The organism is Lysinibacillus sphaericus, from assembly GCF_015844675.1.
In the GTDB taxonomy this organism is placed as follows: domain Bacteria; phylum Bacillota; class Bacilli; order Bacillales_A; family Planococcaceae; genus Lysinibacillus; species Lysinibacillus sphaericus_E.
Genome location: NZ_LDGC01000070.1, coordinates 67,109 through 86,066, shown reverse-complemented (window position 1 = coordinate 86,066; position 18,958 = coordinate 67,109). Strand labels below are relative to the sequence as shown.

Annotated in this window: 17 protein-coding genes and 2 riboswitches; of the genes, 2 read left to right on the top strand and 15 right to left on the bottom strand. The window is 37.2% G+C overall.

The genetic code is table 11. The annotated features are described in order from the left end of the window. Positions 1-10: 10 nt before the first annotated feature. The 3 genes from ABE34_RS17365 to ABE34_RS17355 all read right to left on the bottom strand — a co-directional run bounded on the left by ABE34_RS17365 (position 11) and on the right by ABE34_RS17355 (position 3,210). Positions 11-1,024 (bottom strand): substrate-binding domain-containing protein, encoded by a 1,014-nt coding sequence (locus tag ABE34_RS17365; RefSeq protein WP_197143710.1) that lies wholly within the window; start codon positions 1,022-1,024, stop codon positions 11-13. Positions 1,025-1,488: 464 nt separating this feature from the next. Further along, positions 1,489-2,154 (bottom strand): precorrin-3B methylase, encoded by a 666-nt coding sequence (locus tag ABE34_RS17360; protein ID WP_197143709.1) that lies wholly within the window; start codon positions 2,152-2,154, stop codon positions 1,489-1,491. Positions 2,155-2,214: 60 nt separating this feature from the next. After that, positions 2,215-3,210, bottom strand: coding sequence for an ABC transporter substrate-binding protein (locus tag ABE34_RS17355; protein WP_197143708.1), 996 nt, complete (start codon positions 3,208-3,210; stop codon positions 2,215-2,217). A 169-nt stretch (positions 3,211-3,379) separates the two neighbouring features. Continuing rightward, positions 3,380-3,566, bottom strand: a riboswitch (cobalamin riboswitch). A gap of 141 nt (positions 3,567-3,707) precedes the next feature. On the opposite strand from ABE34_RS17355, the gene ABE34_RS17350 reads away from it, so the two are divergent. Next, positions 3,708-5,648 (top strand): elongation factor G, encoded by a 1,941-nt coding sequence (locus ABE34_RS17350; RefSeq protein WP_197143707.1) that lies wholly within the window; start codon positions 3,708-3,710, stop codon positions 5,646-5,648. 418 nt (positions 5,649-6,066) lie between these two features. Here the strand turns inward: ABE34_RS17350 and ABE34_RS17345 are convergent, their stop codons facing one another. The 4 genes from ABE34_RS17345 to ABE34_RS17335 all read right to left on the bottom strand — a co-directional run bounded on the left by ABE34_RS17345 (position 6,067) and on the right by ABE34_RS17335 (position 10,245). Then, positions 6,067-6,831, bottom strand: a complete 765-nt coding sequence (locus ABE34_RS17345; RefSeq protein WP_241747202.1) for a hypothetical protein — start codon at positions 6,829-6,831, stop codon at positions 6,067-6,069. Between the two features lie 247 nt (positions 6,832-7,078). Further along, positions 7,079-7,262: riboswitch (cobalamin riboswitch) on the bottom strand. Between the two features lie 149 nt (positions 7,263-7,411). Then, positions 7,412-7,939, bottom strand: coding sequence for a DUF2268 domain-containing putative Zn-dependent protease (locus ABE34_RS25695; protein WP_346655580.1), 528 nt, complete (start codon positions 7,937-7,939; stop codon positions 7,412-7,414). Between the two features lie 68 nt (positions 7,940-8,007). After that, on the bottom strand, positions 8,008-8,382 hold the full coding sequence (locus ABE34_RS25690) for a hypothetical protein (protein ID WP_346655579.1): 375 nt from the start codon (positions 8,380-8,382) through the stop codon (positions 8,008-8,010). Between the two features lie 396 nt (positions 8,383-8,778). Continuing rightward, the gene (locus tag ABE34_RS17335) at positions 8,779-10,245 is read right to left on the bottom strand and encodes an amidase family protein (protein ID WP_197143706.1); all 1,467 of its coding nucleotides are present in this window, start codon (positions 10,243-10,245) and stop codon (positions 8,779-8,781) included. 636 nt (positions 10,246-10,881) lie between these two features. On the opposite strand from ABE34_RS17335, the gene ABE34_RS17330 reads away from it, so the two are divergent. After that, positions 10,882-11,310 (top strand): DUF4181 domain-containing protein, encoded by a 429-nt coding sequence (locus ABE34_RS17330; protein ID WP_197143705.1) that lies wholly within the window; start codon positions 10,882-10,884, stop codon positions 11,308-11,310. 87 nt (positions 11,311-11,397) lie between these two features. Here ABE34_RS17330 and ABE34_RS17325 read toward each other — a convergent pair whose 3' ends face one another. The 8 genes from ABE34_RS17325 to ABE34_RS17290 all read right to left on the bottom strand — a co-directional run bounded on the left by ABE34_RS17325 (position 11,398) and on the right by ABE34_RS17290 (position 18,799). Continuing rightward, positions 11,398-12,645, bottom strand: a complete 1,248-nt coding sequence (locus ABE34_RS17325) for a methyl-accepting chemotaxis protein (RefSeq protein WP_197143704.1) — start codon at positions 12,643-12,645, stop codon at positions 11,398-11,400. Between the two features lie 387 nt (positions 12,646-13,032). After that, the gene (gene aspA / locus ABE34_RS17320; RefSeq protein ID WP_197143703.1) at positions 13,033-14,451 is read right to left on the bottom strand and encodes an aspartate ammonia-lyase; all 1,419 of its coding nucleotides are present in this window, start codon (positions 14,449-14,451) and stop codon (positions 13,033-13,035) included. A gap of 214 nt (positions 14,452-14,665) precedes the next feature. Continuing rightward, the gene (locus ABE34_RS17315; protein WP_197143734.1) at positions 14,666-15,295 is read right to left on the bottom strand and encodes an NAD(P)-dependent oxidoreductase; all 630 of its coding nucleotides are present in this window, start codon (positions 15,293-15,295) and stop codon (positions 14,666-14,668) included. Between the two features lie 73 nt (positions 15,296-15,368). Beyond that, a complete protein-coding gene (locus ABE34_RS17310) occupies positions 15,369-15,779 on the bottom strand; it encodes an Rrf2 family transcriptional regulator (protein ID WP_197143702.1) in 411 nt (136 codons plus the stop codon). Between the two features lie 102 nt (positions 15,780-15,881). Continuing rightward, positions 15,882-16,088, bottom strand: coding sequence for a thymidylate synthase (locus ABE34_RS17305; protein WP_197143701.1), 207 nt, complete (start codon positions 16,086-16,088; stop codon positions 15,882-15,884). Positions 16,089-16,133: 45 nt separating this feature from the next. Beyond that, positions 16,134-16,322, bottom strand: a complete 189-nt coding sequence (locus tag ABE34_RS17300; protein WP_197143700.1) for a hypothetical protein — start codon at positions 16,320-16,322, stop codon at positions 16,134-16,136. 496 nt (positions 16,323-16,818) lie between these two features. Further along, positions 16,819-17,796: a thymidylate synthase gene (locus ABE34_RS17295; RefSeq protein WP_197143733.1), complete on the bottom strand. Its 978-nt coding sequence runs from the start codon at positions 17,794-17,796 to the stop codon at positions 16,819-16,821. A gap of 85 nt (positions 17,797-17,881) precedes the next feature. Continuing rightward, positions 17,882-18,799 carry a hypothetical protein gene (locus ABE34_RS17290; RefSeq protein WP_241747203.1) on the bottom strand — a complete coding sequence of 306 codons (918 nt, stop codon included), beginning with the start codon at positions 18,797-18,799 and terminating at the stop codon, positions 17,882-17,884. Positions 18,800-18,958 lie beyond the last annotated feature (159 nt).

Below are 18,958 nucleotides of genomic sequence, written 5' to 3'. Positions count from 1 at the left end.
TGATGATAAATTACAGTATTAAATTAGGTGATGTACTACTTTCTCGTACTACTAGAGTCGGATTAAACATTATAGATTGCGTTTCATTATTCTCAAGTTTTTGTATTAAAAGCTTCACAGCTTCCCGTCCCATCAGATAAGTATCTTGACGAATGGTAGTAAGCATTGGTATTAATGCAGATACTAACGGAATGTCGTCAAAGCCTACGATGGATAAATCCCTTGGTATATGAATACCAAGCTCGTGAGCCATACGGTATACACCGAATGCCATCACATCATTAAAGGCGAATATAGCCGTTACTTCTTTTTTCAAAATGAGGTCTTTGGACTTTTGGTACGCCATCTCCATCTGAAAATCCCCTTCAATAATATGCGATGGCAAAAGTTCAACACCTGATTCAGCCAAGGCTCTTTTGAAACCCTCTAAACGGTCAATAGTCAAAGAAATAGACTTTGGTCCAATAATGCACGCTATCTTTCTATGTCCCAGTTCTGTTAAATGTTTTCCTGCTAAATATCCACCTTTATCATTATCTAAAAAAACACTGGAATGATTTTTTTCATTTTTTCCCCTATCAACGAGAACGAAAGGAATTTTTGCACGCGATAATTGCTCTTCATCCGAAGACTCCAAAGAATCTTTTGCAGAAAAAATGATTCCATCTACCTGTTGTTCTTCTAATAGTCGCAAATATCGTTTCTCTTTATCTGATTGATCATCAGAATTACAAATGATTAAACTATATTCTCTTTCATTCGCTTCATCTTCCACCCCCCGACATAATTCCGGAAAATAAGGATTAGAAATATTCGGAATAATTAACCCAAATATTTTCGATCGCTTCGTAACAAGACCACGAGCAAATTGGTTAGGCTGAAAATCTACCTCCTCCATAACTTTAAGTACCTTTTCACGTGTCTTTGGAGACATTCCCTCTTCTTTTTCATTCAACACTCGAGAAACAGTGGTAATGGAAACACCCGCTTGTTTCGCAATGTCTTTAATGGTCCATCGTCTCACATTCTTCACCTACTATTACTATAAAATCACATTTTAAGAAAACGTTTTACGAAAACGTTTTCTCAACTACAATATCATGACATAGTCAGATTGTCATTATTATTTCTGAATAATCAGAAAACAACAAACGCAAGCCAATGTTTTTATTTTTTCCTAAACGGTCCCTACTGCAAATCAGGGCCTGAAATTATAAAGTTATCTAACACTATGTAGAACGAGTAACACTATCTCTTAAAGATGGTGGAACAAAACTAGCCAAAACTTAAAAAGCGTAAGAAATCAATTTTTAAAATGATGATTTCTTTCGCTTTTAAGATGTGAAAATTTTAGTTTACTTATGTCCTAGCCTCTTTTAGTAAGGCAAATTGATATGTTGATGATAAAATGCTTCTAGCTTTCTATCATCACATGAACCGGCTTATAAGACACATTCAGTCGCTACGAGCCCACATTATGATAATGAGTCAGATTAAATCTTTCCAATAATCAGCAGAATTTGTTCTGCGATAAAATTTATAAAAGGGTTCATTCGGACGAGCATGTTTCTGATAGAGCTCAATGATTTGCTTTAGTAAGCCTTCAATAAGCTCTTGTCCTACCTTTTTAGCAAAGAGTGTCCCGGCTTTTGCATTCGCTCCCATCGGCACTGCTCCTAAATAGACATCAAAGCTATCCTTTTGATAAACAAGCCCAATATCATCATACACCGCATTATAACAAGCAGAGGCACAGCCATTGACGTTTACACGTAATCTTGTAGGGACAGTGATTCCTTTTAATGAATGATATAGCTTTTCTGTAATTGGTGCTGCCTCCATTTTGTCACCATCACAAAAATCACACGCTTTCATCGCTACAATCGGACCTTGCTTTGCCACATAAAGGCCAGCGTCTTCTAGCTCCTCAATCGTCTTTACAACTTCTACTGTTGGGATAGATAATAATATGCTGTAAGAGGCAGAGTATTTTATGGCACCCTTTTCCCCTACAACCTTTGCTATTGTTTGGAATTGTGCAGGGGTATAATGTTTATTAATAATGCCTGGGCTAACGGCAAGGCGAGTAAAATCCCCATTATTGTTTAAGTTTTCGAAGGTTTTGTCCGGTATATTCGAACGGAATGCATTCATTAAAACTTCTCCTTATGAAAAAGGAACTAGCCATTGCTAGCCCCCCATTTATTGGATAGATTAAAAGCTTTCAGGATAGAAGCCTTTCGCCAAAATTTGAATGGCTTCTGCAGCACGTACCCCTTCAGATGCAGCAGAAAGTGGTAGGATCACAAAGCGTTCGTTTTTGACCGCTTCCATCTCCTTCAAGGCTGGATCATTTTTTAAGAAATTTATTTTTGCTTTCGCTGATGTTTCTCCGTAATCTATGACAACTATGACTGCTGGATTACGTTCTACTGCATCTTCTTTGGAAACCGTAGTCCAACCTGATTCTACATCACCAAAAATATTTTTACCGCCGGCCATCGTAACAAGTTCATTCATAATGTTTTGTCCTGCAGTGAAGACCTCTTTATCACCACTATCAAACACTAAAACAGGCAGTTCTTCTCCATCTTGCGGTAATTTTGCACGGATATCCTCTACATCCTTTGTCATTTTTTCAATTAGTGCTTCTCCACGATCTTCAACACGGAAAATTTTTGCGATATTTCTAATATCTGTGAAAATATCCTCTAAAGTTGGTTTCGTCATGATTGAGGCTGTATGTAAATAAGTGTGAATACCTAATGTTTCAAGCTCTTCTTGCGTACCAACACCTTTCTCTCCAAAGGCGCTTTTCCAACCACCAAATAAAAAATCTGCTTCTGCATCAATAACCTGCTCCTTTGTAGGATACTGTTTTGCTAACACAGGCACTTTATCATAGGCCACTTGTAGGGGCTCATAAATTTTGTCATCTAAGTACGCCGTCCCTACCATTGAATCTTCTAGCTCTAAAGCTAACATAATTTCTGTCACGTGCTGATTTAAGCTAATCGCTTTTTTTGGGGCTTCCTTATATACTTGCGTTGTTCCATTATTTTCAATCGTTATGTCTGACTTTTCAACTTGTGAAGGCTCTACCTTCTCACTTTGTGTAGCAGATTCTAGTTTGTCCTTTTCACTACATGCACCCAATATAGCCAACAATGCGATCGCAAAGACTAGCCATAAGCTTTTCCATTTCTTCATGTCCTCTTCTCCTTTGATGTTAAATATATAGAAAGAAATCGTTTAGACTCCTATGCTACCAGTTAGCGCTTCTAGAAAAGGGCATAAAAAAATCCCCTTGTTTCCAAGAGGTTAGCATAGCAAAAGAAAGGTTTTTCAACCTGTTCACTATCCCCATCCTCGTGGATTCAGTAATAAATACATATTGGCAGGTATCCTGGCTTAGGTTCATCATCTATACGCCTTCCCATAGCGTGGCTACAGTGGCATCTTGTATAGACTCCCCATTTACAGTTGCGGGACAGCATCGGATTTGCACCGATTTCCCTTTTAAGCAAATAACAAAGGTCATTTACACCAATATGTCTTGTTTATTTTGTTGTATATATTGATTGACTAGTAGATTCGCAATCATACATATAGTAACACTATTGCGACATAAACACTATATGAAATATTTTTTATACCAATTCTGTTACAATGTTGTTATATGAATGAATAGAAACGAGGATCTTTTTATGCATGTAACAATTGGAGTACTTGCTCACGTGGATGCCGGTAAAACAACATTTTCTGAGCAGTTACTATTTCATACAAACAGTATTCAAGCTCGTGGACGAGTGGATCACCAGGACACATTTCTAGATAATCATGAGCTGGAGCGTCAGCGAGGCATTACAATTTTTGCAGAGCAAGGCCGAATGACGCTTGAGAATGATACATATACGTTAATCGATACACCTGGGCACGTCGATTTCTCTCCAGAGATGGAGCGTGCCATTCGGGTTATGGATTATGCCATCATTATTGTTAGTGCTGTCGAAGGAATACAAGGTCATACTGAAACAGTGTGGCAACTTTTGCGCCAATATCACGTTCCAACCTTCTTTTTTATTAACAAAATAGATCGTGAAGGAGCAGATGTTGAAGCTGTAATGGCTGCGCTTCAAAAAGATTGCTCTGCAGATGTTCTATTCGTAGACGAACCGCTCCGTTCCGACTATGTTTCAAACGACATAATGGAGTGGCTTGCTGAACGTGATGAACACCTTCTCGATGCTTTTCTCCATGAAACATTAGATAGCTCTAGTTGCCTTACTCATTTACAGGGGATGGTTAAACAAGAAAAGGCCTTTTTGTGCTTTTCTGGCTCTGCCTTAAAAGATAGTGGCATAAAGGAATTCCTAACACAGCTCCCCCTCCTTACAGAGACACAATTTACTAACAATGCTCCGTTTAAAGGCGAGGTGTTTAAAATTCGTCATGATGGACATCAACGTTTAACTTTTATCAAAGCTTTGCAAGGAACATTACATGTCCGTGATGAACTTTCATTTAGAGATGTGACTGAAAAAGTGACGGAGATTCGACTATACAACGGCAACCGGTATGAAACTTCTCAAGAGGTAGAGGCTGGGGAGATTTTCGCAGTAAAAGGGATTAGTCAAGCAAACATCGGCGATATTATTGGTTCTTCGAGTACTTCTCAGCCCTTTGAGTTAGTACCGACTTTACAGGCAAAAGTACATTATGAAGGCGCACAACATATAAAGGACGTGTTAAAAACTTTTCGTATACTGGAAGCAGAAGAACCTTCACTACGTGTGCTATGGCATGAAAAATTTCAAGAAATTCATGTACATATTATGGGTGTCATCCAACTCGAGGTTCTAATCGAAGTGCTTCATGAACGCTTCTCGCTAGACATTTCATTTAGCGAACCACAGATTTTGTATATGGAAACAATCGCCACAAAGGTGACAGGCTACGGCCATTTCGAGCCATTAAAGCATTACGCAGAAGTCCATTTATTGATGGAGCCAAATACTCGCGGCACCGGCAATACATTTGTCAATGCATGCCATGCAGATGATTTATCAGTTGGACATCAACGACTCATTGAAAAACATTTATTCGAACGCGATCATCATGGGCTGTTAACCGGTTTTCCTGTAACAGATATTCGCTTCACACTCTTAACAGGACGCGCACATAATAAACATACTGAAGGTGGCGATTTCCGTGAAGCAACATTCCGCGCATTACGACAAGGACTCGAACAAGCAGAAAATATATTACTAGAGCCGTACTACCGCTTTAAACTTAAAGCTCCTAGTGATTTCATCGGCCGCATGATGACCGACATTCAGCAAGCTGCCGGTACATTTGACACACCAATCATAACTGAACATGATGCAATCGTAACCGGCCGGGCCCCTGTCTCAACATTTATGAGCTACAGCACAACCTTCGCCGCCTACACCAATGGGAAGGGCGTACTTTCCCTACAATTTGATGGCTACGATACGTGTCACAATACAGAAGAAATTATCGAGCAAATAAACTACGATAAGAACGCCGATCCCGACTATACATCCTCTAGTATTTTTTGCGCGAAAGGCAAAGGCTACTCCGTTCCATGGCACGAAGCACAAGCAGCAATGCATTGTATTGACTAAATTCATAAAAACAGGACATGATCTGTTAGATCAATGTCCTGTTTTCTTATGTTTAGCGAGGAGTTACATTGCTTTTGCGGGTAATCTTGCCTAGCTGGGGTATTTATCTTGCTTCCGCGAGTATTTGCCTTCCTTCCGCGGGTATTCTTTCCTTTCGCGGGTATTCGCCCTGCTTCCGCGCGTATTTGCCTTCCTTCCGCGCGTATTCTTTCCTTTCGCGGGTATTCGCCCTGCTTCCGCGCGTATTCGCCTTCCTTTCGCGGGTATTTGCCCTGCTTCCGCGGGTATTTGCCCTCTCTCCGCGGGTAATCTTACCTCGCGATGGTATCTATCCTATACTGACAACTCCATTCTACTCCCCTGCCAGGAATTTATTCTCCTAAAGGCATCGAGATTCATCCCACATATTTCCGATTTACTAAGCTTGTATCATTTTCTGTGCCGGCTTATAAATTGGATATGAAGATTCCACGACAACATAGCTATGGGAATGTGAGAAATCCATTAAAACCTTGCCAGGTCGACTTTTCAAAAGTTGTAAATTATCAATCAGTTCAAGCAGTAGTTCATGACCTTTCCCGCGTGGGTGCCAGTTTAAATGATTATCATTAAGTTCCTTCACAGCTTTTAGAAATTGATGATACTCTCGCTCTACAAAATTGATCAATTGTTTATTTTTATGAACTACTCGCGATAAATCCTCTAAATATATTTCATAAAAGCGCATCACTATCGAGCACAATAAATCATTGACCCGGGCAGCACTTAGTATTGGCTTAGGGGCTTGAGAAAGTCGCTCTAGATTTGGTTTTGCACGAGTCGAATCGATACGTGTAATTAAATGATAATGTTCCCCATTCACATCGTAAACAATTGGATTTGTCGGCATATACATCATAAAATCATTTGTTTTTGTTTTAAGTTGATCTGTAATATTTGCTTTTGCAAAAAGGTGGCCATTACAACTTTCACTTTGAATCCAAATAATATCTTTGTTATATAAAATCTGATCAAACAATCGTTCATTACTAATAAGATTGCTAGCTATTAATTGATCGACAAGGGATTCTATAACCATTCTTGTTGTAGCTTTTTTGGCAACTTCAGTGCGTGGCTGCTTACAAATTTTCATTTCTACATATTGCGATTCCTGTGCTGTACTTACATGAATATTCGTCATCATTGCATCCTCTTTTCGTACATATTTTTCAAAACGGAAGTCTTCTTTTACATAAAAAAAGGATTTCCTACAACTAGAGGAAATCCTTCATTCTATCTTTTTCATTCATCACATATTGTCAAATTATACCCAAGCACAAAAGAATTTCCTTGAAAGCGATTACCTTCTTTTATTTTGGGCGTTTGACGTACGGTGACGAACAGAGCATTCTGTTTTGTCAACATGCCACCTCCTATTCCTCGTAGGGTTATGGTGTTACTCATAATAGGCAGGTATCCTGACTCATGATCATCGCTACTTTTCCCCTTCCCATCGTGAAACAGTGGTATACGAAAAGTCGCTCACATTTACAGTTGCGGGACAGTGTCGGATTTGCACCGACTTCCCTTTTAAGTAAATTGCACGCAATTTACACCTATTACTCCACGCTATTTAGTTGTAAAAGGAATCTAGTAAATTCTACATTCCTTGTTGATTATTAAAATTAATTGTAAATGAGTGTATTTACAAAGTCAATATATTCCAGTTCCTCGTTCTTTTTCTTCTAGTTATCTTCTTTTCCATCATGCGTTACATAAAATTATTATTTATATTTTTCTAGGTAATTCCCTTTTTCAAAAATTTCTTTTGAACTTAGGGCAGTCCATTCCTCTGGTGTTAAAGTTGGGTTTAAATCAAGATAGGATTTAACCAATTTATAGCCCACACCGTAACCATATAGACTAGGAAGGCCATTACCTCCCATTAGTATTTCTAATGCCCGATTCGAGTCAGACTTTTCAAGATCAAATGCAATTTTTGACCAATCATCTTTGTTGTATGTTGTATAAATTGGATAAAAATAAATGTCAGGATAAACTAGCTTATCAAACATTACCGCCTTTCCTTCAAATATTAAGTCATCCAAAACAGTTAAAGATACACCTTTACTTGCGTACTTCTCAGTCCAAACACTATGATGATATTCGTGTGCTATACCAGATCTTAATTCATCTTCTGTTTTATAATTATCGAATAGGACTATTATTTTTCCTGCCCCCACTGTAACCATATTTGTATTTGTATTTGTTGCAGGCAAAATACATACTGTTGTTTCATTTTCGGATGCAATAAGGTCAGAAGATTTTAAAAGTGCTTCTTTAAGAATATTTTCAGTTTTTTCCCTGTCAATTTTTTCGGTTAATTTTGATTTTCTCTTAAGCTATCAGGGTCTACATTTAGAACAGGATCAGCCATATGAAGAAATTCACCATTCTCAAAACAATCACTATATATTGGTTTAATTACCTCTTCATTATAAATCTCCAATTGTGAAAGTTTGGGATTACTTTTAACCTTTTCTACATAGTTATTGTAAAGTTTATAGGCATTTACTATTTTATACTTTTGCTTTGTTTCAGGGTGTTCAAATGATGTAACTATACTTTCAATATCTTGTTTTTTATGAGAATCAGAGAGTTTGTTTTTCGATTTTTCTGTTTGAGTACAGGAAGTAAGCGTAAGACATGAAATTATTAGAACAAATACCGCAACTATTTTCAGATAATTTCTCAAGAAAAATCCACCCTTCTACAGAAATATAAATTTTTACAATTTTTTAAATAAATTTTACCATATTTCAATTGGTGTTTTCCTACTGTTTCGAAATTTCTTATTTAACTATCCCGCTTTGCTGTTTTTCCCAAAATTTAAAATGTAAGTTCCAAAGAAAGCCTTATTACTTCGCAATGTATATTTACTTAAATATTGCAGTTCCTTTTCTTCTACTATAAAAAAAGACACCTTCATTTAGATTTTAATATCTAAAGAAAGTGTCTGCGTTAATCAGAAAAGTGGTTGTAAAAAACTCAATACCCTAAATCATTTTGTAAATAACCATCCCGTCGTTATACGAATAGTCGCTCACATTTACAGTTGCGGGACAATGTCGGATTTGCACAGAAGATTTTATTACAACTCCGGCGATTTTCGTAATTTACTTGCTTGTTCATATGAAAATGCAAGTTTTATTAAAATATCCTCACTAAATGCCGTTCCTGCGAAAGTTACGCCAAACGGTCTACCATTTTTCATATAGCCTGCTGGGACGGCAATAGACGGATATCCTGCTTTCGCGCTAATTGTCGAGCCTATATATGATGGAAACATTATCGCATCTAAGTTATATTTTTTTAATGTATAATCAATTCCTTGTTCTTGAGAAAAATACAAGTCCTCTAGTTTTGCATTTAGATAGTCCGGATCTCTTAACGTGTTCGGTAAATTATCTCTCATTTCCAATTTGTCCTGCCCATATTTCAACGTTTTTTCTTGTGAACATTTATTAAAATGGATTAAATCAGTTAGAGAATGTACAGGCATGTGAGAAGGTAGATTTACAAGGAAATTATTTAAACTATGCTTTAATTCATATTGCGGTACTCCCCATTTCCAGTCTCTATGAAAAGAAGGAATTTCGATGTCTTCTATAATAACGGCTCCTTGCTCTCTTAAAACCTGAATTACGTTATTAAAAAGGGTTTCGTCATATTCCTCTGACTCATAAAAAGTTTTAGAGGCATTCGTATAAACTCCAATTCTAGCACCCTTTAATCCTGTAGCATCTAAAAAGATTGAGTAGTCTTGATGGATCCTTCTTTCACTTTTATATGTAGCTACGTCATCTTTATCTACTCCTGTTAATACCCCCAATAAGATAGCTGCATCTGTAACCGTTCTTGCCATTGGCCCTGCTGTGTCTTGAGAGTAAGTAAACGGAATTATGCCTCGTCGGCTAATTAGCCCAACAGTCGGTTTTATACCAACTACTGAATTTTGAATAGCAGGACTTAAAATCGAGGCGTCCGTTTCAGTTCCAACTGATAAAACAGCAAAATTCGATGCCACCGCTACTGCCGACCCCGAACTGGATCCTCCTACAAAAAGTTCTGGATCACCATAAGGATTAAGTGTTTGTCCACCTCGAGAGCTATATCCTGCCCACATCGTACTCGACATACCGTTTGCTAATTCAGTCATATTTGCTTTCCCTAAAATAACAGCCCCTGCTTCACGGAGTTTTTTTACTAGAAATGCGTCCTGCTCAGCTACATAGTTTTCTAATGCTATTACGCCTGCACTAGTATGCATAAAATCTTTCGTTTCGATATTATCTTTTAAAACAACCGGAATGCCGTGTAGAGGCCCTCTCGCCCCTTTTGCTTGTCTTTCTTCATCTAATGCCTCAGCAATAAATATCGCTTCAGGATTAATTGCAAGCATGGAATTAATCCTCTGTCCATCTTGATCATACTTAGCAATTCTGTGTAAATAATACATCGTTAATTCTTTTGATGTGATCTCACCATGTTCCATAGCTACCTGAATATCAATTACTGACAATTCTTCTTTAAGAAAACTATTTAACTTTATCCCCATTTATGTTCCCCTACCTTCCTTCTAAATTATACCGACAATAACAATTTATCCCCAGAAACTTTTCAATCTTTTCTTGTTTTCAACATTAATATTATAGTCCCCTCAGTCATGTTTGGGCCGCATACTCATGAAAGCTAACTCAAAGCTCTATAAGTAGCTATATTTAAGGGCTTAAGTGTATGCATATAACTCATAGACATAATGCCTTTTGTCGCATTTAGCAAATAACGGCAAGCCCATTTGTTGCTTATTATCCAATTAACTACCAAATGATTATATACTATGCTACACTCTGTATACAGATACAATATCAGTTATTTTGCAAAAGGACGGGATGGGGATCATAGAAGATGCTTAGATGTATTTGGGGTGTCTTAATGTGTATATATGGCGTGTCTTTATATATCAAATATTTTCAAAAACTAAGTGAAGGATGGAATATTACCCTTCATTTTTTATCAGGCAGTCTATGTATTATAGGAATTTCATTAATTATCCAGGCAAGAAGAACGTTTAAAAAATCTGGATCTAATAAGCAACATTTGTAATGCTATCGTTCCACACATGCCTGTATAACAAGATTAGCTATCATCTTATTCTTATAGAATTAAAAAGCAGGCTTAAGAGGTGAACGAAATGTATAATAATAATTTCGAACTAGGAACATTAATACTTTTTCTATTTGTACTACTTTTAATTATTAGTATTTTTGGATTTGTCATTAGAAAGTTGCTAGGTGTCGAGAGAAAGAAATGGTTTTATTATTATTACGTTAACGAAAGACATAAAAAGCTAGATTTATCAATACGAATCATTTATTTGAGTCTAGTAATAATTTATTCGAATTATCAATTTAACAATGATAATGTTGGAATTGCTTGGTATTTCGAGATATGGTTTATCATAATTGTCTTTTTAGGAACCTCTGAAATGTTACGAGCATTTATGGAATGGAAATACGCGAAAAATAAAAAAGATGCTGTTGCTACTATTGCAGAAATGATGTTTATGATTAGCATAGTATTTTTGACGATAAAGACTGATTTTTTTGGTTTATTTAAATAGTTGATTCGGAAGAAATTGAAAACAACGTTGGTTACATAAAAAGGCTATTTCGCAGATAATCTATCCCTGCAAAATAGCCTTTTTTCTTTAGTTACTAAATCTCTGTGTAAGCTTTTGTAAATCTTCTGCTTGTACACATAGGTCTTGTGACACTACTGTGTTGATTGCTTGCATTGAGGCACTTTGTTCATCAACGGAGTGTAAAATGACTTCTGTGGAATTAGTTAAACTATCCATTCCAATTGCGATTGTCGAAACTAATTTTGTAACTTCATTCGCACTACTTGAAAGCTCTTCTGCTGTTGCAGAAATATCCTCTAGCTGATTCGTCATTTTGCTAACATGCTGAGAGATCGTACCAAAAGACTTTGTAGCCTCATCAATGACATGAACGCCCTGCTGAACGTTTTTCAAGTCTTCTTCTACAGAGGTTGCTACTTGTTTTGTATCGCTTTCAATGCCAACTACTAGATCGACAATTTGAATAGCCGAATGCTTAGATTGCTCCGCTAATTTTCGAACTTCTTCCGCTACTACTGCAAAGCCTTTACCATGCTCTCCCGCACGCGCCGCTTCTATCGCTGCATTTAATGCAAGTAAATTCGTTTGATCTGTAATGGCCGTAATCATGTCTGTCATAGATTTTATATCTGTCATTTTTCCTGATAATTGTTGCATTAAATTACTTGTTTTTTCAGTAGAATCTGAAATGAATTCCATTTGATTTTTAGCTACGTGTAAAATTTCCGCACCATTGCCTGCAATGTCATTTGCTTCTTTCGCATGATCAAATACATCTTGTGTAGCCACGGTAATACGTTCAATGCCATCAGCAGTTTCTTGCATAGCTATAGCGCTTTCATTTGCAGACTGTGCTGCTTTTTTAAGACCCTCAGTCGTATTCTCCATTTGTGAGTCTACTTCGTTTACTGCATCTGCAATTTCATTTGTACTTGCTGACAGCTCCTCTATACTCGCTGATAAATCGGTAGAACTACTAGCAATTTTTTGTGTCATCATATGTAATTGTTCCTTCATCTCAATAAACGCTTTACCTAAAGCTGCAACCTCATCATTGGATTTTATCTCGATAGGAGAGGTGTTCAAATGCCCTTCAGCTATAGCTTGAGCGGATACTGCTAATTGTTTAATTGGATTAATAATTTTGTATTTCACATAGAAAATACACGATATAGTCGTTGTAAATCCTATTACTGTTAATACAGTAGACACCCACTCTAATGATGTTAAATTTGCTAGGTCTATAATCAAAATAAGACCCATGATAACATTTAAAAAAGAAAAGCCAATAATACTTTTTTGTCGTAAGCTCATACAAAATTCCCCTATCTATAATATTATTCCCACAAACAATTATAGTTTAAAACTCCTAAAATTCATAGAAAAAAACGCCAACTTTTGTGAGAAAATAGAATTATAAAAAAGGAAGTTTTTTCGTATTGTTCAAAACTTTTGTGTCGAAGTTGTGATATAAAAGTTCGACTCTTCGTTAAGGGTGATTTCCGTATAGACCGCGTGCTCTAGAGGAAGCGTCTGGCCAACAAATGTATTTTGCGCGAAAGCGAAGCGCCAACAGGCATGTAAATGAAACGGTAATCATCACTATTAACCAATACAACATTCATAAAGATTTCCCTTGACTATTTGAGTTTTGAACAACAAAAAAGCACTTTGCTCTAGACAAAGTGCTTTCAACATAAATTATTTTAATTTCATAATACTTGATCCGGCAATACCTGGATGAGTCATCTCATATGGATCTAGAATTAAATCTAATTGTTCTTTCGTTAGTACACCCTCTTCAAGGCAAAGCTCACGAATTGAACGACCAGATAGAATTGCTTCGCGTGCAATGCGTGCAGCTACTTCATAGCCAATATGTGGGTTCACTGCTGTTAGTACGCCAACACTTTTTTCCACATATTCTTTCATGCGGTCTTCGTTTGCTTCAATATCCTTCAAGCAATTTTGTGTAAATGCTCGGAACACGTTATTCATAATACTAATAGATTGAATTAAGTTAAAGACAAGTACAGGCTCCATTACGTTTAATTCTAATTGTCCTGCTTCAGATGCTAAAGAAATCGTATGGTCATTACCAATTACTTGGAATGCTACTTGGTTAAGTACCTCTGGCATAACAGGATTTACTTTACCTGGCATAATAGACGATCCAGGTTGCCGCGCTGGTAAAATGATTTCCCCTAATCCAGCACGTGGACCAGAAGCCATTAAACGAAGGTCATTAGCAATTTTCGACATATTAATCATACAGATTTTTAATGCGCCTGATACTTCTGTATAAGCATCAGTATTTTGTGTTGCATCTACTAAATGTGTAGCGCCTTTAAGCGGTAAACCTGAAATTTCAGCAAGATGAAGATCAACTGCTTGAATATAGTCAGGGAATGCATTTAAGCCTGTTCCAACAGCTGTTGCTCCCATATTTACATCATATAAATTTGGACGAGTTTGGCGAATGCGCGCAATATCACGAGTGATCACACGGCAATATGCTTCAAATTCTTGTCCTAATCGAATCGGTACAGCGTCTTGTAAATGCGTACGACCCATTTTAATTACATGCGCAAATTGCTCCGCTTTTTGGTGGAACACTGCTTGCATGTTTTCCATTGTAAGAAGTAGTTCATCTATCAAATTCAACACAGCAATATGAATAGCTGTTGGGAAAGCATCATTTGTTGATTGAGACATATTTACATGGCTGTTAGGGCTAATTGTATGGTAGTCCCCTTTTTCTTTGCCTAAAATCTCTAAAGCACGGTTAGCAATAACTTCGTTGGCATTCATATTAATCGATGTGCCAGCACCACCTTGGATTGGGTCTACGATAAATTCAGCATCCCACTCACCATCAATAACTTCTTGTGAAGCTTCGACAATTGCATCTCCGATTTCTTTTGAAAGTAGGTGTACCTCCATATTACTCAAAGCAGCTGCTTTTTTAACAATACCCATTGCTTTAATAAGTGCAGAATGAATTGCATACCCTGTAATTGGGAAATTTTCAGTTGCACGAAGCGTTTGGATTCCGTAATAAGCATTGCTTGGTAAGGCGCGTTCACCTAAAAAGTCTTTTTCTATACGTTGTGTGGACATAATTGTCGTCTCCTTTTATGTAATCCTCACACTTGATAGTAGCTAATAACTGTCGTATTGTAAACAGTCAATTGTCTGCAAAATGAAAAATAATCGAATTCACCTTTACGTTATTGTATACAGAGGGTTTATTTTCATTCATTCCACCACCTTTAGCCGCTTCGCTTTCGCACAAAGATAAAAACCGAGCGCAATTTTTACGCTCGGTTTATCATTATTTATTAGAAGTCACTGTAAAACGACTGTTTACATGCTTCGGATTTTCAATTTCATCTAAAACTGCAACCGCATAATCTGCATAGCTAACATAACTTTCGCCAGAAGCATTTACTAATAAATGGTCTTCTCCACGAGTATAGCTACCTGTACGTGGACCTTCCGGATCAAAGAAAGCAGATGGACTTAAAAATGTCCAAGTAATAGTAGATTGTTGTAAGTCGTGTAGATTTTCACCTTGATTTTTAGCTGTTGCGTAAAACATTTCTGGAAAATCAGGTGTATCCATTACGCGTACATTTTTCTCTGGGTCTACAAACAGACTACCCGCTCCACCGACAACAAATAATTTTGTATCAATACCCTTGAACATATCTATTAAATGACGTCCAGCTTTCACATGTAATTCTTCCTGACCAGCAGGAGCACCAAACGCATTTACGACTACGTCAAAGCCTTTCACATCTTCTTGAGATAATGCAAAAACATCCTTTTCAATTACTGAAATATTTCCTGTTACTTTGGAAGCTGAACGGACTATTGCAGTTACATCATGACCACGTTGCAGTGCCTCCTCCACAATCTTTTGTCCTGCTTTCCCTGTTGCACCAATTACTGCGATTTTCATCATTATAATTCCTCCTATTTTTAAATGTAACTATTTTAGTTACAGGTTAGATACAAAAGATCGACTTCGTTTATTAACGAAGTTGATCTAACACATCCTGTAAAGTTTGTGCTTGTAGTTGTTCTTCCATTGCTTGCCAAACAGATGTATAAACACCTTCCAATGTCCGTTGGATTTTTTGACCAACTGAACATGCTGGATTTGGCTCATCATGAATCGCAAATAGCTGCTTTGGCCCATCAATCGCATGGTAAATAGCTATAAGCGTTAATTCTTTTGGCTCTACTAAAAGGTCATAGCCTGCAATACCTGATTGCGACGTAAGCAAACCCGCTTTTTTTAGCACACCAATCATACGTCGCACAACAACTGGATTTGTATTCACACTTCCAGCGATGTATTCAGACGTCAACTGACTTTTATCAGATGTTATAGCAATAAGCGAAAGAATATGGATCGCTACCGAAAACCGACTGTTCACCATATGTATCACCACCTGTTGTAACTATTATAGTTACAGGTTTGAATAAAAGCAAACAAATTGCTTTATTTATACCTGCATTTATTTTTTCCATATTACGGAGTATTATACCTTCTTAACGTAAATGACTAATTCTTGTCGTATTTCTCCATCTTCCTCATAAAAATCTAAGTTATGAAATTCATACTTAAAATGGCCAACTGGAAACGTCACACTTTCCCCCTGTGCCGCAGCTAATGTCCCTGCCACATCATGTGACACCATATGCAAAAGCTCTGTACCTAAAACTGAATCTACAAATACTACGTTCATAATAAAACACCTCCTCAGCTATTATAGCTTAGAAGGCGCTTACAATTACAGTCTTTCTTTATAACGTTTCAAGCGAATTTCCTCAATGACTTCCATCATTATTTGAATTTGCTCCAATGATAATTTTGTAGTGATGTGTGGTAGCTCAGATTCCACTGTTGCTTGAGGAGTATTCGTCAGCAATTTTGTCCTTAAACGTTGCTCACGCTCTCTTCCATCTATTTGAAAAATCAATGTTCTCCTCACACCACTCACCTCTAAATTTTTATTTTAACTTCCATAATAAAACTTATATCGGAAAAAACTTCAAAAAATTAAATATTCTTTTAGAAAGTTTTGGTTCTTTTATATGTATTTAAGGGTTTCTCTCTTTTGGTGTTTTATTTGGCGGTTTGGCGGTTCTTTCCGTCGCTTCGACTCTTTCATCCGTCGCTCTGACCTCTTTCCGTCACTTTGGCTCTTTCATCCGTCGCTCTGACTTCTTTCCGTCACTTCGGCTCTTTCATCCGTCGCTCTAACTGTTCTTTCCGTCGCTTCGACTCTTTCATCCGTCGCTCTGACTTCTTTCCGTCGCTTCGGCTCTTTCATCCGTCGCTCTAACAGTTCTTTCCGTCACTTCGGCTCTTTCATCCGTCGCTCTAACTGTCCCTTCCGTCGCTCCGATCTATATATCCCACTTCAATTTTCATTTGCATAAAAAAACAGCAGCCAAAACGGCTGCTGCTTCAGGTTAAACGGCAATTGGTGCTTTAATTGTTGGGTGTGGATCGTAGCCCTCAATTGAAAGATCTTCGAGCTCAATGTCGAAAATTGACGTTTTATTTGGATTGATTTTTAAGGTTGGTAAGTCCTTAGGCTCGCGCGAAAGCTGTTCTTTTACTTGCTCCACGTGATTTGAATAAATATGGGCATCCCCAATGCTGTGAATAAATTCGCCTACTTTTAAACCGCATTCGTGTGCAATTAAATGTGTCAGTAATGCATATGAGGCAATGTTAAATGGACAGCCGAGTAATGTATCGAGGCTTCTTTGCATTAGCTGGCAGCTCAATTTTCCATTTGCGACATAAAATTGGAACATTACGTGACATGGAGGTAGTGCAGCTTTACTGCCCTTTGCTCCTGCATTGATAACGTCTTCTGGATTCCATGCATTGACAATAATGCGTCGTGAATCTGGATTGTGCTTAATTTGATGGATTACATCTTGCAATTGATCGATGCTTTCCCCTGTTGATGTTGTCCAATTACGCCATTGCTTACCGTAAACATTTCCAAGCTCTCCGTATTTATTTGCAAATTCATCATCTGTTAGTATGCGCTCACAAAATGAGGCTAACTCTTTTTGATAGTCAGCGTTGAATGATTCGTCCACTAAGCAGCGACGACCAAAATCTGTCATATCGGGACCTGAATATTCATCAGACTCAACCCATTTTTTAAAAGCCCATTCATCCCAAATATGATTGTTATTTTGCAGTAGATAGCGTATATTTGTATCCCCTTTTATAAACCAAAGTAGCTCACTTGCTACAAGTTTGAATGGTACACGCTTCGTCGTTAATAGAGGAAAACCTTTGCTTAAATCAAATCGCATTTGATAGCCAAATACACTATATGTACCGGTCCCTGTTCGATCTTCCTTTTTAGCACCATTCTCTAATATATGTTGTAGTAAATTTAAGTACGCGATTTCTGGATGCGCCATGTTCATCAACAGCTCCTTCAAGTATGCTGTTGACAATTATATCATCTAATAACTACATGTGAATGCCAAAAAATAAAAACAATATTTACCTGTCTGAGCCAAAGGAATCGTATTCTAGCTCCCTTGCGATTTTACTCTCCATCGTGACAAAAAACATTGGCATCAAAATAATATTAAATAAAACTGGGACTATTATAAACAAAAGGTCAACTCCTGGGTCAAAATAGATCCCAAACGCGGTCAATAAGCCTGAACTGATTAGAAAAACAATTTGCATACCGATAATAATTATCGGTATGATTTGATACAAATAATTTAGCTTTCGGAAATGATGCATATTTTCAGGGTCTTTAATAATTCTCTTTTTTAAGCGCCTCGATAAAATGAAACAGGCAATAAGTTGCGCCAAAATAAAGCTAAAATATATAACAATATGTAGTACCATTTGCCCTTTCATAACAGAGCCATTAAAATGTCCTACCCGCTGATGTAGTAGCTCGTTAACCTCTCCCTCATAAACATATTCCTGTTCACTAAAATAAGTAGGCGGTTCTTCAAAGCCGAGATTTGCCAAATTCATTGAGTTAGCTTGCCAATCGATTAGTTTGCTAGCCAAAATTTTTAATTGAATGGGATCGTTTTCGCCAAACATTCCTATTAAAAAAGTATATGGAATCGCTATCTTTATTTTCCCATCTTGTTTTTCATGAATTAAATCTTTAATCGAAAAAGTATACGCTACATCCGTCTGGAGGATTTCATAACTAGGATCCTCGACCTTCCAATGACTTGCTAAGGAGGATTCTATGTTATTCTTCATTTCAACAAACGGCGTATCATTATGTAAACTCTTTGGAATCTTATAGACAAAATGATTATCACTCCCAATAATGCAAATATCTACTTTCACCGCATCATTTTCAACGTTTTTAGCGTTTGCTGTTATCGGGTACGACATTATGACGACTAGAAAAAGGACTATTAACAATCCTTTCTTTGTCATGCAACGCTCCCCCTTTTCGTCACATATGATAGTTTTACACTATCATAGCCTACACCGAAAAAACTACTTCGTTATTCCGAAAAAGTAATAGTGGTTTTCCGAAACAACTTTTTCGGTATTCCAAAATTACCAAAAATTATGGATAATATAGTAGTACTT

What these genes read in the sequence shown, in the direction of transcription:
- ABE34_RS17360 (WP_197143709.1), bottom strand. Translation starts at nt 2,154, where the DNA reads ATGAATGCATTCCGTTCGAATATACCGGACAAAACCTTCGAAAACTTA.
- ABE34_RS17355 (WP_197143708.1), bottom strand. Translation starts at nt 3,210, where the DNA reads ATGAAGAAATGGAAAAGCTTATGGCTAGTCTTTGCGATCGCATTGTTG.
- ABE34_RS17350 (WP_197143707.1), top strand. Translation starts at nt 3,708, where the DNA reads ATGCATGTAACAATTGGAGTACTTGCTCACGTGGATGCCGGTAAAACA.
- ABE34_RS17345 (WP_241747202.1), bottom strand. Translation starts at nt 6,831, where the DNA reads ATGATGACGAATATTCATGTAAGTACAGCACAGGAATCGCAATATGTA.
- ABE34_RS17335 (WP_197143706.1), bottom strand. Translation starts at nt 10,245, where the DNA reads ATGGGGATAAAGTTAAATAGTTTTCTTAAAGAAGAATTGTCAGTAATT.
- ABE34_RS17330 (WP_197143705.1), top strand. Translation starts at nt 10,882, where the DNA reads ATGTATAATAATAATTTCGAACTAGGAACATTAATACTTTTTCTATTT.
- ABE34_RS17325 (WP_197143704.1), bottom strand. Translation starts at nt 12,645, where the DNA reads ATGAGCTTACGACAAAAAAGTATTATTGGCTTTTCTTTTTTAAATGTT.
- aspA (WP_197143703.1), bottom strand. Translation starts at nt 14,451, where the DNA reads ATGTCCACACAACGTATAGAAAAAGACTTTTTAGGTGAACGCGCCTTA.
- ABE34_RS17315 (WP_197143734.1), bottom strand. Translation starts at nt 15,295, where the DNA reads ATGAAAATCGCAGTAATTGGTGCAACAGGGAAAGCAGGACAAAAGATT.
- ABE34_RS17310 (WP_197143702.1), bottom strand. Translation starts at nt 15,779, where the DNA reads ATGGTGAACAGTCGGTTTTCGGTAGCGATCCATATTCTTTCGCTTATT.
- ABE34_RS17305 (WP_197143701.1), bottom strand. Translation starts at nt 16,088, where the DNA reads ATGAACGTAGTATTTGTAGATTCAGTTTTAGGTACAGAGCTTTTGCAT.
- ABE34_RS17295 (WP_197143733.1), bottom strand. Translation starts at nt 17,796, where the DNA reads ATGGCGCATCCAGAAATCGCGTACTTAAATTTACTACAACATATATTA.
- ABE34_RS17290 (WP_241747203.1), bottom strand. Translation starts at nt 18,799, where the DNA reads ATGACAAAGAAAGGATTGTTAATAGTCCTTTTTCTAGTCGTCATAATG.